Consider the following 13,313-nt stretch of genomic DNA (forward strand, 5'->3'; position numbering starts at 1 on the left):
AATTGGTATGCGATCCGTCTGATTAATGCCAAGTACGTGTCCAAGACGTGCAGTGGCCCCGGAAGAAGCGACCGCAACGCTCCGGAAAGCTGGTTGTCTATCCAACGCTCGCACGACACCGTGCCTCGCGCATCCAGCCACCAGCCATGCCCGCGAACTTTCCCGCGCAAATCGATGCTGATATCGTCTGTTGCTAAGACGACGCAACCTGCAGTGTGGGATCCGACCCCCGCACTCGCAGAAGGCGAAATGCCCAACGACCTTGCTATTCAGCCAAACTGGAACCTGCTTCCGACCGTATATACACCGGCGAGGGACAACATCATCCAGCATCTCCAGCTTGACGACCTCATCAATCTGTCGAACGTCTCGCACGCGTGGCGCAATGCGATAACGCCGAAGGCCTTTGATCAAGCGGCGCAGGCCTACATCACAGATCGCGAGCGTGGCGAGAGCCCCGCGTGGCCATTGCTGGCCAACGCCGGATTCAGCACGGTCGCTAACGAGCTAACGGAAAAGGGCTTTCGCTATGCGGCGGCGCTTGTAAATTTGAAAAGCGCCATTGATCGCCTACCATCCCTGACTCTTGACTCACCTCACATCCATGAGATGGGGCCGCTCCTCCTTGCCCAACGCGGACCTGTCTATTCCTCATCCACCTCGGAGCCTGAATTCTTAGCCACACATAACGATGGCACCCCTCGGATTTGTTTCGTCTCACGGAGTAGCGAAATCCGAGAACCTAGCCGACTGACGGGCTATGTCTTGCCAAAAAACGGCGATAGCGCACTCGCCGCGGTAAACTCGCCGTTCAGTCGCGGCAACGAACAACTGCTGGTGCTTGATGCTGATACCAGCCGCCTGAGCGTATACCGCTCCAGTGACGACGCTCTCAGCAGCCTTCCGCTTAATGAGCTTGGTAGCTTTGATTGCGCGTCCATCTCTGCAGATGGGCGATTCGTGGCTGTCATCTATCGCGGCAATGGTCTAGCCCGCCTGATAGTGTTTGATAGACATGAGGGTATGCCGGTGACTGACGAGCTAGTGGATATCGACAGCACGTCGGTCACCGTAGATTCAAGAGGCGTTGCCCTTGTGGCTGGGCACGCCTGGGGGACGCAAATACACCCGAACGGAGGCGGGATAGACTTCTCTCCCTTTAGCGAGCCGAACAGCGTCTATAGGCTCAGCCACGACGAGCGGCACATTATTCGCTCTGGCGATCAAAGATGTGATCTCGTGCTGGAAAGTCGCGACCACAACCACCAGATAACGCTAAAGCATCCGCATGGACCATCTGACGTGTCGGTCAAGAGCATCGCCTTTTCACCCGCGAATGCGATGGCTGCGCTCACATACTCCGACGCTTCGGTTGCTATCTTTGAATTGGTTGGAAATGAGGGCGACGAACGTCTGCCCAGTGTTCATCTGAAGCGTCCAATGGTCCGGTACCAAACCCCGAGCATCGCCTCTTTCGAGAGGGACGGGACGGAACTGCTCATTACGTTTAACGACTGGGCGGCGGCGGGTGGCACTGAGGGTTCATTCACCGCCGTATCCATGTCCCTGCCTCTTGTTGAATGATTCGTCGCGGCTCCCCCCGATATCTCCACTGCCCCCCGGCCCTTAGCCGAGCACTCGGCGCGGATACTGCTATTTAGTCCAGTAGATCCGCTCCCTCCGCGCCACCGATGCCCCAGCCCCGAGCGTGTACCGGATCGGCACCGTCTTGCCGCCAAACCGATCAAAGAGGAGCCGCATGTCCGGATGGTCGTTGATGGTCAGGACTGCCCTACCCTTCAGGCGCATCGTGATCCGCACCTTTTCTTGCACTGGTCCAAGCCGAGTGGCGCTGGCGAGAGCTTGGTCCGCCCAGATTTCGCAAAATCAAACAAATCCCACTTGGCACTGCGGCTGGATCCGGCTGCAATTGATCGCAGTTCGTAGTTTGCTCGAAGAGCGGGAGTAACGCTCAAGCCGCTATCCATACGCAACCGACATCTGCTTCGATTAAGACCAACGAACAAGGATCTCTATTTATGTTACCAGTGTCAGCCGATGCCTCGGCAAGAATACCGCCAAGCTTGCAACAAGCCCTGCAGGTGCGGTTACCCCTCGCCGAAGAGCAGCATGTGGAGTATTTAAACGCCTTGATGACAGGCGAGCCCGTCAGCACACCGATAGCCTCAGCGGCGGATGCTCGAGCGCAACTGCTACAAATATATCCTAGCGCCTTCATTGACCAGGTTTCCAACCTGGATCTCAGCGACGAACTCCGGGCATTTTCCCTCGTTGACGCCAACAAGCGTGCCTTCTTCTCTGACTGGTTTGCGATACGGGATTTCAAGGGGGAGGATATGTTCGAATTAATGAGGTGTTGCGCCATCCGGCCGCCGTCTCGACAGAATTAGGCCCGGTCATCACGCAGTTGGTTCGCTCCCTGATGCACTTAGGGAACCTCTGAACAATTCGATTGTCATTCCGAGCGTAGCGAGGGATCTGCCGTTTTACCGGGCGACAACAGATCCCTCGCTACGCTCGGATGACAAGGTGAATCGCTTCTTCATGAGTTCTCCTTGCCTTCACACGGCAGGGGTCACAAGTTCGAAACTTGTACCGCCCACCATTAATCAATAACTTGGCGCAGATGTGTGGCTCGCCAAAAAGCCAATACGGAAAAAGTACGGAAAGCCGCCCGGCGAAATCTTGGCGGCTTTTCCGTTTCTGGCGGTAGCTCAGCGACCGACCCCACATAGCCAGCGCCGCTTGCTTTGCGACGCAAACACCATCTGACAATGCAGTGCGCTACCCGCCCTTGCGGCGCAACGCTCGGCTATTGCCGTGCCGGCGGCCGTACGCGGGCCGATGGAGGGTTGCCGGCGGCCATGGCCGGACTGCAGCCGCCTTACTTCCACCCGCAAGGTCGGGCGTTGCTGATCCTCGCCATCGGGCACGAGTGCATCGCGGCACGGGCACGGTGGTAAGGGGAAAGGCAGCCGGGCGGTAAGTACCCGCCGGGGTAGCGGGTCCGCACTGTCCCCGGGGGATACGGGGAGGAGGGGTGCGGCACCCGGCCGGGGACGATTGGGAGGTGGAGGGGTGTCCCATACCCCAAAGCGACACTACCCCCATCCTGTCAGTGGTCACAATTCGCCAAAAGGGCAAAAGATCGTGCCCCAGAGGGCACCGCCGTCGTCGCCCCCGGAGGGCCGTGCGAGGTCGCCAGCCTGCTCCTGGACTGCCACGGGGCCCGGAACAACGCCATTCGCGCGCGTCAAGGGCGAGCGTTGTTGCGCTTACGGGGATGGAGAGTACCCGTGCACCGGTCCGGGTACAGTCCAGCGCCCAGTGCGTGAATTCCCAGCGTTCGCTGCCGTGCTTCTTGTGCGGGTGCTGTGCCCATGGACGCCCTCAGCAACCCCGCCCGTATGAGCCGTGTCGGGGCGGCGGCACAGCCTCGAAGGGCACGTTCCTTGTTAACCCGCGTGTTAACCAGCCGGTGTTAACCAGCGCCAGGGGGTGAGACTGGGCTCGAAAGGGCGCGTTTCCGTGGTAACTATGATTGTAGCAACCATTCTTCGGGCCTCGATTCCGCGGATACCGGTGTGGATACCAGCCCAGTGGATACCGCGCCCAGCCTTGGCTCGACGCTGACTCGCCGGGAACAACCGGTTTTCGTGCGAACCGCCCTGCGAACCTCGTGCCTGCGAACTGGGTTGCCAACGGCGGGCTGCTACTTTTGTGGCAACCCGGGTGCAAGCTATTCGTGGAAACCTGGGTCATGCATCCCGCAGGTGGGACAGTCGTGCCGTCTGGTAGGAAGCGCCGTGATCGCGCGCATTGGGCCCGGTTGATCGACCACTTCGCCCGGGTGTAAACGATGTCCCCGCACACCTGCTACCCATCCATCCGGTCCAAACAACTTACCTGCGGAATCGGAAAATTCCTTCGCGCGTCGAGGGACGATCCCATGGACGGCGTCGCATCCCTGCTCCGACCATGCCCCGTTTAAAAGGGGATCCCCATGTTCAAAACAGTACGCATGACGCACCGCACCGCTGCCGCGCGGCTGAAGGCTTTGGGCTATCAATACACCGCGCGTCCGTTGTACGAGCAGGTAGCCACCGGCCTGCTGCGGATAGGCATCGTGGTCGGCCTCTCTGTGCTGTTTTTTCCGCTCGGGCTGGTCTCTTCGTCGGAACACCTCATCGGCGGGGTGCCGGTCGAGGTGGGCATGGCGCTCGCCATGATCGGGCTGGGGCTGACCATGACCTTGGCTGGCCTGATGGCAGGGCGTTTGCGACGGGTCCGCTGGCCGCACGACCGGGGCACGCGGTCGGCCCGGTCGCAGCCCCGCCTACGACAAGGAAGCCAATCGTGATGATGAGAAAGATCATCACGATGGCCGCGCCGGGCCTGGTGTGCATGACCGTCCTGGCCTGCGCCTGCGCGCAGATCGAGCCGGCAGTAAACGTCTCGCCGGACTCCAGCACGACCGTTGCGGCCACCAGCCCTTGGCACGCGACCTACCAGATCAAGGGCGAGTCCGTCACGCTGCGGCACGGACGTGCAGAACACGTGGCGGCGCCGGAGTTGGTGATCAGGGGGCGCACCTGGGTTTGGGAGGACGCCTTGCCTACGGCGATCTGGGTGGCGACTGCGACGACGATACCGCGCTGGTGCTCGTCCAGACCGCTGGCGACAGCGGCACCTTCAGCTATCTGGTAGCGGCGGTGCGAGATGAGCATGGCACCCACGGTAGCAATGGCGTGTTCCTCGGTGATCGCATCGAACAGCCGCACATCACCCTCCACGATGGCCTGATCGAGGTCGACTATCAGGTCCGTGCCGAAGACTACGCCTTCAGCGAAGCCCCGATGCAGACCCGCCGCGCGCGGGCCCTCACGTTGGTGGAATTGCCCTGATCCCCGGACAGCGCGGATAGACGCCGCTGCCGGCATCGCTGAATCCCCCCGGTTGCAGAACTGACGCTCGCTCATGGCGATCCACAGCCCTCAAGCAGATTGAGCTTTGGATCCATCTCCGATGCGGTGACCCCCATCAAGCCCAGTACGGTGTGGAACAAATTGTCGTGGCTTACTGGGCTCGCGCTTCGATCGCCTAAGCAAACCGTGTCGATTCCAGTTGACGCAATAAATCCTGGCGAGAACCACATCACCATGGGCACCCGAAGCTGCTCGTCCGGGGCGATCGCGTAAGGCACCCCGTGAAGGTAAAGTCCATTCTCGCCTAGAGACTCACCATGGTCGGATACATAGATCAGGGCAGCTTCGTGCGTTGACTGCGCGTTCAATTGCCCAATGACACCGGACAGGAAGTGATCCGTATACAAAATGGCATTGTCGTAAGCATTGATGATCTCCTCACGTGAGCACCTACCAAAATCGGCGGTCTCACACGTTGGCGCGAAACGACGGAACGACGGGGGATAGCGCTTGTAGTAAGCCGGTCCGTGATTGCCCAGTTGATGAAGAACAACAACCACATCGCTAGAGCGATAGCGTATTACATCGGGAAGGCGCCTTAGCAATACTTCGTCCAAGCAGCCTTCAGCCGTGCACAGGTCCGGGGTTTTGGCATGGCGAAACGACTCGAACGCCAAACCGTCGCAGACCCCCTTGCATCCCGTCTGATTGTCGAGCCAAATCGTCCCGACTCCTGCGCGTTCAAGTACTTGCAAAAGAGACTCAGAGTGCTTGATCTTGTCCTTGTCGTAGTTGGCTCTCCCATAATGCGAGAACATGCACGGGACAGAAACCCCAGTGTCGGACCCGCAGGCAGTGACGTCCGGGAAATTGATTGCCCCAGTTTGAGCTAGCTGTGGAGTGGTCTCCCTCTCATAACCATTGAGCCCCCAGTTCTGCGCGCGCAGAGTTTCGCCAACGACGAGAACCAACAGGCGCGGCTTCTCGCCTGCCGGGCGCGCTATCACCTGTGCGTTCACTCCGACAGGTTCCCGTGAACGCCCGCGGTCCGTATGCGCGCTATGTAACACCCGGGCCAGGGATACCAGATAGTTGGCGGGAGTAACCAGGTGGCGCACCTCTTTGTGGTTCCGCATCAGCGACGAGAGCGACTGGAACGAGCCGAGTAACGCAATGGCCACAACAGATGCTGCCAATGTCAAGGCTACGATGCGAACCAGCAGCGCCCGCTTCAAAGGACGGTGCTGTATGCGTATCCACCACAGGATCGCCGATGGTAGGACGCCAAGAACAAGTACTGAAGAGAGCATCCCCGACGTCATCAGCTCCCTGGATTCCTTCTCATCCGTGTGGAATATGTTCCGTAACATCCCGGGATTCAGGTAGACGGTGTACTCCTCCATGAAGTGAGAGGCGGCGGCGGTCACCAAAAGGAGCAGGGTGAGCAAGGGCTTTGCTGTCCAGCGGTTCAGCATCAGACACAGCAGCACCATGTGCAGGGCAGCGATGGCGACGATTAGGCTCAAACCAGTTCGCCAGCCACTTGCTCCACTGAGCGCTCCAACCCCGGCAATTTCACGAAAGAACGTAGCGTTGCAGAATAAGGTGAAGAACCCAGCAGCTACTATCGCCACCCCTTCCACTGTCATTTGTGGACGAGTAGTGGCGAGCTTGATTGATGCGCGCCTCCAGAGGGCTCCATTGTTCATTGAGCCCGAGATCACCGAGCTCATCGATCAGCCCCAGATGCCCAGGGCTCTTCACCAGAAGTTGCCCCTCGCTCTTGGGCTGGGTGTCGTTGAGCGATCAAGTGAACGGTCAAAGCTGTGATCCAGCAGACTGCGATCGTCCACAGATCATGTGACAGGAAGTGGGCGCCGCGAAGTTGCTGTGCGACGCCGAACACCAAACCAGCAATGACACCAATCGCCAAACCCAACCAGCGCCAGCGTGGCTTCACCGACACGAAAAAGAAGTACAAGGACATCCATGCGTAACCACCACTGGCGTGTCCTGCAGGGAAGCAGCGTCCCTGAGGAAGACCTTCTGGCCGCTGGCTGAAAAGCCCAATAAAAGGACGACTACCCCCATAGCGATGGAGATCCCACGGACAATCCATGTTGGTCCAAGACTTGATCCACGCCACAAGCAGCGTCGCTAGCAAAGTGGCGATAAGAAGACGGCCCAATGGGGGATGCAGGTGGCTCCAAGGCTTCCATGCGCGTGCCACAATCCAGGCTGAAAACGCGCAAAGCCAAGCCAGGATGCTTGTGACTCGTCCCAGATCATGAATTAAATCGTCAGTAATAAAATGCCGACGCAATGCCCAACGATTCCCTTGCAAGCCATAGAAGTAATCAGCAAGCCACTCATCGGCATTGAGGTAAGCCAAGGAAAACGAGATAGTCGCAAACGCGATTAGTGGCGCCCATAGACAGGGCCATAGGGCCTGATGATGGGCGCCCGAAACCGCCCTGCCGAGAAAGTCACGTGTTTCTTGGTGGATAGCTTTCATTTTTGGACTAGCTTCAAAAGGTGCGTCAAACAGGCGCAGAGGGTTACGGCGGTTGTCAGGCCCGTGTAATGTGTAGGGAATGGTGAAGAGGACCGTCACCAGCAACGACTACGGCAGTTGGTAGCGTGGATCCGAATCAGTACCGCCAGGAAGATGCGCCCATGCAGCCAGCACCGTCGGCAAACAGGATCCCATCGACGTAGGCGCGGTATTCCTGGCCCGGATAGCCCGACGCCGCGACTATCTCTGCACTACCCAAGTGCTTGTGGGCGGCGCTCAGTTCGCCCTGAGCGGGACCACAACGCGGACGCGAGTGGATCCTCGGTCGATGACAATAACCGTGACATCGCTTTGATTCTCGCGCTTCATCCACTCATACACAGGCGATGCAAAACGGCTGTATACCGTGGACGGATTTCCCCATTCTTCGACAAAGCTGATGAGCGTGCGAGGAGTAATCCCCATTCGACGAATGGATGCTGCGCGGCCTTTTAAAAGGACGGCCAGGATCTCGACCGTTTCAGCGTTCAGGGCCGAAGAGTCGCGCGGAACCGGCGCCGCGTCGGGGACAACCGCGATTAAGCGCGATGACGTGGCCTCGCAGGACGCGTAGTCAAGTTCGCAGCCTGGCTCGCTTGCATAGAGACCGAAGCGATCGTCTGCCATTAGTGCATGCATGAAAGGTGGTCATTGATACGAGGCGTTAAGGATCCGATGGCCGCTTCATGTTTTGATATGGGAATAACCTTGAATATGGCAGCGACAGTTCCCTTTCGATTGTGAGATCGTTCCGCTGGAACTTGCCGTTGTACCGGCCGGAGGCAGGTTGTTGCCATAAGCGTTTTGATGCCCGCACACCCTGTGTGTTGATCGGCGCCTATGGCGGCTAGCGGTCTGCGCTGCCATTCGACATCGTCGTAGCAATCCGTTTCGCACGGCACCGTCGATAGTTCGATCCGGACTCACCCGACGCTCGGCAACAACGACAACCGCACCGCCGTTCTCGTTGTCCAGGTCGCCGGCGCGCGTCAGGCCAGCCCAGCCAGTACTAGACCGCCGTACCGTAACGCGAGAACACCAACGCAATGGTTGGTTATCGCATCGCCCCGGCTCCTATCGCACGATCGTTCGTGGGCAGGTGATCTATCCCCGCGGCCTCTGCAGGCTGGGCCGGTTGCCATCGCCCCCCCCCATTTGAGTATGGACGCCGTCGCTAGGGCAGCTCTACGCTTATCGCCCGAAGAGGAGGCGTGAATGCGAGCCGTGGGATTGGGGCGAGGCATATCCTTAAGGCGTTTCCGTGATAACTGACGGGGAGCCGGTCCCGTTGCCTCGATTCCATAGCGCACGAGGCGATTACCGCTCGCGGGTAGGGTAGTCATCGAGGGAGTCCGGTCCGTGGCTACTGACGGTGGCCCGCTGGAGACAGCCGGATTTGTGCGTACCGGCCTGCGTACATCGTCTTGCGTACCAAGTCGTTGCCAGCAGCGAGAGATGACTTCCGTGGCAATCAGGAAAGGCGCCTGTTTTCTGGCAACCAGCCTCAACCTTACAATATCGGCAGAGCAGCAATTCTCGCTCTCGGGAACCGGCGCGGCTATGCCCCCGCAAACTTCCAACGAAAGTCGCTTCCAAGAAGTGGGGGAAGTTAGGCTTCGGTCTCGCGTCGCGATCGTTATGGAATGTTGTTGCGGTTGCCTACTGGCAGCCCATGAACAGACGGATGTCGTTCGACTGGACAATCATGTAATCGGCTTGCACGAGAGTGATTTTCTTGTCGCGCTGGGCGTATGTCAGATCGATGAAACCCTGCATCGCCTGGCAGGCGATGACCTGGTCGGACACGGCCAATGCCGCAAGCGTGTCGTGCAGCTTTGCCAGCAATGCATGACGGATACCATGGTGCATCGCGGATTGACCTTGGACGTGCGCGATCAGGTCACTGATGGCTATCTCAGGAGTAAGCCGCTTCTGCAAAGCAAGGCTGTGCCCGCCGCCGGCGGCAACGGCGCTGACGCCATTGAGATCGGTGGGGATGGAGGCTTGACCGTGGTGGTTGCGTCCCCAGGCGACCACCGTATCGTCGGCTTTCAGTGCCAGGTTGTGATGTGCTCGTGCGTCGATGGCGATGACGCCGGCAAGACCCGCTGGCACTGCGGCTTGGCCGACGACATTTTCTCCCCAGGCCACGACGGTGCCATCGGACTTCAGCGCCAGGCTGTGCGAGCTCCCTGCGGCGATGGCGACAACACCAGTGAGGCCGGCGGGGACGGTGCTTTGACCTGCGTTGTTGGCGCCCCACGCGACCACGGTACCATCGGACTTCAATACCACGCTGTGATTTTGCCCCGCTGCGATGGCGGTGGCACCGGTGAGATCGACCGGAACACTGCTTTGACCATGGGTATTGCTCCCCCATGCGACCACAGTGCCGTCCGATTTCAGCGCCAAGCCGTGTACATCTCCCGCCGCTATGGCGGTGACACCGGAGAGCGTTAGGGGAGGGGTATTGGCGTCGGCGTTGTACCCCCACTGCACCACGGTGCCGTCAGCCTTCAACGCTAAGTTATGGTTGGGGCCCGCGGCGACGGCAGTAACGCCCATGAGGCCGGTGGGGACGCTGCGTTGACCATAGGCGCTGCTTCCCCAGACTACTACGGTCCCATCGGACCTTAGCGCGATGCTATGAGCGGAGCCCGCGTCTATGGCAGTGACGTCCCCAATATCGGCCGGAACGGTAGTTTGGCCATCGGCATTGTCGCCCCATCCCACCACCGTGCTCTGGGCGAACCCAACGTCAGGCAAGACCAGAAGACACAAGGTCAAGGCCCAACTGACCAGAGAAGAGAGACGATCCGGTGTCGGGGACGTGCGCGCGATACCGGCTTGCGGGATAGCGCTGCTGCAGGTCTTCATTTTGGATTCTCCGTAAAAAGCAGCTGGCTATCCTGCGCGGTGAGTGCCCGGTCACGGAAAGCCCCGATACTATCTGTCGCTGTCGGGTAGCCACGGCGAACATCGCATTAGCCGAGGACGGGAAGCAGCCATTGGCCGGGGCTGGGAAGGGTCGCGAGTGTCCGCATGCTCTCGCAACGGGGCATGCATCGCCATTGACCCATAGGGAACTGGAACATGCCCTTTGGGGCAGGCTGTTTGGGGCAGACTGTGAAAAAGTGTGGGCATTGAGAGCAGGTCCACCGGCGCAGGTCAAATCGCCGCCGTATCGTGCGACCAGTGGCGTGCCTTTTTCTTCCCAGCCCGGTACCCAGCGGAGTGGAAGCCTCCTGCGTTGCAAGCGGACAGTATCGACATCAACCCAAGCGATGGCGATCAAGCTCTAGTGTGGTTGCATTCCAGGAAGAGGTGGCTTCGGTAAATGCGCATCTTGCGCAAAGCTCAGCGGGGAGGAAGCTATTCAGACCGCGCATTAACGTGGCGGGGAGAAGCGCTGGCTTGTTACGCCAGATAGAGGTGGACCGGGCGAGGCATATGTCTTGGCACAATGCCGTGACTCACGCCGCCGGGAAGCTTTTTAGACGATTCCGCGCGGCATGAGGGAAAAATCCACTGCGGCATCGGGAGTATTCCTCAGCACGACAACGGTGTGCTGGCGTGCTTTCGCGGACGTCCATTGGCTAGGCTACGATCTTCTATCAGTGCATTGCCATCATGCCCACTACTCCTGGTGTTCCACCGCCGAGTGTCTCACCGTCGTTCGCGCCCGTCGTGACGCCTGAGGCATCGTCCTCGCCAGATGCCGGCGTGGCCGTCACGCTGGCAGATGCCTCCAACGTGCCACGACCGAACCTGTTGCAGCGCCTGGGCCAGGCGCTGACGCCGGACCGTTGCTTCGCAACCGCATTTGCCGAAGTGGGGCGGTCTGCACCGTACGACTGGGCGGCCCTGCAGGCCTGGGTGGATCGTGCGGAGCCTGGCGAACGTCGCGCCGAGGCCGCCGACCAGATTCGTAACATGCAGCAGGGCATTTTGGATTTGGCGCACCTGCAGCTTCGTGACCTGCCGCCACTTCCGGCCGATCTGCGCTGGCTCAAGTGTCAGGATAACGCGCTAGCCCAGTTGCCGGCGTTGCCCGCTCGCCTGGAGCTGCTCATATGCTCAAACAATCCCCTGGACAGCCTGCCAGCGTTACCGAAGGCGCTTCTGATCCTTAACGTGAGTGACTGCCCACTAACCGCGCTGCCTGCGCTTCCCACCAACCTGAGAACCCTTCGGGCGGCCCAGTGCCAGTTGACGTCGGTGCCGCCGAGGTGGCCCGCCAATTTGGGCGTTTTGGATTTTGAGGGAAACCGAATAGCTTATCTGGATCAGATACCCGCGCGCATTTTGCAATGCAACTTGAGCAATAATTTGCTGACCGCCTTGCCAAGCAATGTGCAGCACCTCGATCGCGGCGGCAGGCTACATCTGGAAGGCAATCCGCTGTCCGCGCACGCGCTTGAACAGCTGTCACAGTTGAGGAACGATCCGCGTTACGTGGGCCCGGATATCACTTTCTCGATGGCCGCGTTCGACCCGTCAACGCCCAGTCTCGTTCGCCGCCTGCACGACGCGGCCACGGCTTGGTATCCCTCGGAGGCCGCGCATGCCGCCGTGGCGCGCTGGACTGCCTTCGAGGGCGAAGTCGCCGCCTCGCAGTTCGCGCAGTACCTGGATAGGCTCGGTAAGTCCATCCATGCCACCCAGGCCGCCGTGGCGGCGCCGTTCCGGGCCCATGTCGGCGAATGGCTCGAGCACCTCGCCACGCATCCGGTGCTGCGCCAGGACACCTTCGCCATCGTCGCCCCCGGCAACGAGGCGTGCGAGGATCGGGCCGCCGTGGTGCTGCTGCAGATGACCCGTCTGCGCGTGAACCACGATGTCGAGACCGGGCACCATGACGCACACCCGGCAACATTGCTGGAACTGGTGCAGGGCAACCGCCGCCTGGAGGCGTTGGAAACCATTGCACTGGACAAAATGCGCAAGATGCGTGCCATGGACGATGTCGAAGTGGTGCTGGCCTACCCGGTGGGCTTACGTGAACGCTTGCGCCTGCCGATCGGCGTGGAGGCCATGCGCTTTGGCGCTGTCTCGGGCGTCACCGAGGACGACCTTGACCGCGCCGAAGCGCAGGTCAAGGCGTTGGACGCCACCTTCCCCGAGTACCTGGCCAATCACGTGCCCTTCCATCACGTGCTCGAACGCTGGGATCGGGCGGCATTCGAGAGGGCGCAGGAGGCGCGGGACGATTTTATCGCCACCGGGTACGCGGCCGCGGTGCAAGGCCGCATTGCCGCGACCGCGCAGGACCTGCGCGAGGACGCCGGCGCAATGAGTCAGGCCGGGCAGGCCGTTTTGAATGAGCTGCACATCAAGGAATTCGGTCCCCTAGTCCAGCGCTACTTGGAGGCTCGCCACCACGTAGCATCTGTTACGCACCTTTGAAGGAAGCGGCGGACGTTGACCTGCCCCCAGTGAACCGTACCAAGTGAAGCTGTAAAGTCCGTCACCTAAGAGGACGGACATGAAGAAGAGTCGTTTCACCACCGAGCAGATCATCGGGTTTATCAAGCAAGCCGAAGCCGGCATGGCGGTATCGGAGCTGTGCCGGCAACACGGTTTTAGCCCAGCTAGCTTTTATCAGTGGCGCGCCAAGTACGGCGGCATGGAGGCCGAAGACGCCAAGCGCCTGAAGGAACTGGAAGCCGAGAACAACCGGCTCAAGCGGCTGCTCGCCGAAGCTCACCTGGACATTGAGGTGAAGCGTCCTCGAAATTTCGATCCAGTTGAAGGTAGAGTTCCCACCTGAAGGAGCTCTGCATTGAAGAAGTCGAAGTTCACCGAAGAACAGA

8 protein-coding genes and 1 pseudogene are annotated in these 13,313 nt (G+C 60.0%); 5 read left to right on the forward strand and 4 right to left on the reverse strand.

Going from position 1 to position 13,313, the window contains the following annotated elements; genetic code table 11:
- From AB6O04_RS20125 to AB6O04_RS20135, 3 genes are all read left to right on the forward strand, one after another.
- Window positions 1-1,584, forward strand: a 1,584-nt coding sequence (locus AB6O04_RS20125; protein ID WP_368566197.1) for an F-box protein, incomplete at its 5' end; no start/stop codon positions are given.
- A 2,440-nt stretch (window positions 1,585-4,024) separates the two neighbouring features.
- Window positions 4,025-4,381, forward strand: coding sequence for a hypothetical protein (locus tag AB6O04_RS20130; RefSeq protein WP_368566199.1), 357 nt, complete (start codon window positions 4,025-4,027; stop codon window positions 4,379-4,381).
- A 238-nt stretch (window positions 4,382-4,619) separates the two neighbouring features.
- On the forward strand, window positions 4,620-4,925 hold the full coding sequence (locus AB6O04_RS20135) for a hypothetical protein (RefSeq protein WP_368566200.1): 306 nt from the start codon (window positions 4,620-4,622) through the stop codon (window positions 4,923-4,925).
- A 71-nt stretch (window positions 4,926-4,996) separates the two neighbouring features.
- On the opposite strand, the gene AB6O04_RS20140 is transcribed toward AB6O04_RS20135, so the two are convergent.
- The 4 genes from AB6O04_RS20140 to AB6O04_RS20155 form a co-directional block, all read right to left on the reverse strand.
- Entirely contained in the window at window positions 4,997-6,679 is a 1,683-nt protein-coding gene (locus tag AB6O04_RS20140) for a phosphoethanolamine transferase (RefSeq protein ID WP_368566201.1), read from the reverse strand.
- Entirely contained in the window at window positions 6,676-7,560 is an 885-nt protein-coding gene (locus AB6O04_RS20145; RefSeq protein ID WP_368566205.1) for a phosphatase PAP2 family protein, read from the reverse strand. The genes AB6O04_RS20140 and AB6O04_RS20145 overlap by 4 nt, the downstream gene beginning before the upstream one ends.
- Before the next feature lie 177 nt (window positions 7,561-7,737).
- On the reverse strand, window positions 7,738-8,127 hold the full coding sequence (locus AB6O04_RS20150; protein ID WP_368566202.1) for a hypothetical protein: 390 nt from the start codon (window positions 8,125-8,127) through the stop codon (window positions 7,738-7,740).
- A 1,032-nt stretch (window positions 8,128-9,159) separates the two neighbouring features.
- A complete protein-coding gene (locus AB6O04_RS20155; RefSeq protein ID WP_368566203.1) occupies window positions 9,160-10,377 on the reverse strand; it encodes an RCC1 domain-containing protein in 1,218 nt (405 codons plus the stop codon).
- A gap of 846 nt (window positions 10,378-11,223) precedes the next feature.
- On the opposite strand from AB6O04_RS20155, the gene AB6O04_RS20160 reads away from it, so the two are divergent.
- Together AB6O04_RS20160 and AB6O04_RS20165 are read left to right on the forward strand one after the other, a co-directional pair.
- The gene (locus tag AB6O04_RS20160; RefSeq protein ID WP_368566204.1) at window positions 11,224-12,906 is read left to right on the forward strand and encodes an NEL-type E3 ubiquitin ligase domain-containing protein; all 1,683 of its coding nucleotides are present in this window, start codon (window positions 11,224-11,226) and stop codon (window positions 12,904-12,906) included.
- 79 nt (window positions 12,907-12,985) lie between these two features.
- Window positions 12,986-13,219: pseudogene (locus AB6O04_RS20165) on the forward strand (transposase); the annotation flags it as partial.
- Window positions 13,220-13,313: the final 94 nt, after the last annotated feature.

It is taken from the genome of Pseudoxanthomonas sp. UTMC 1351 (genome assembly GCF_040948865.1).
In the GTDB taxonomy this organism is placed as follows: domain Bacteria; phylum Pseudomonadota; class Gammaproteobacteria; order Xanthomonadales; family Xanthomonadaceae; genus Pseudoxanthomonas_A.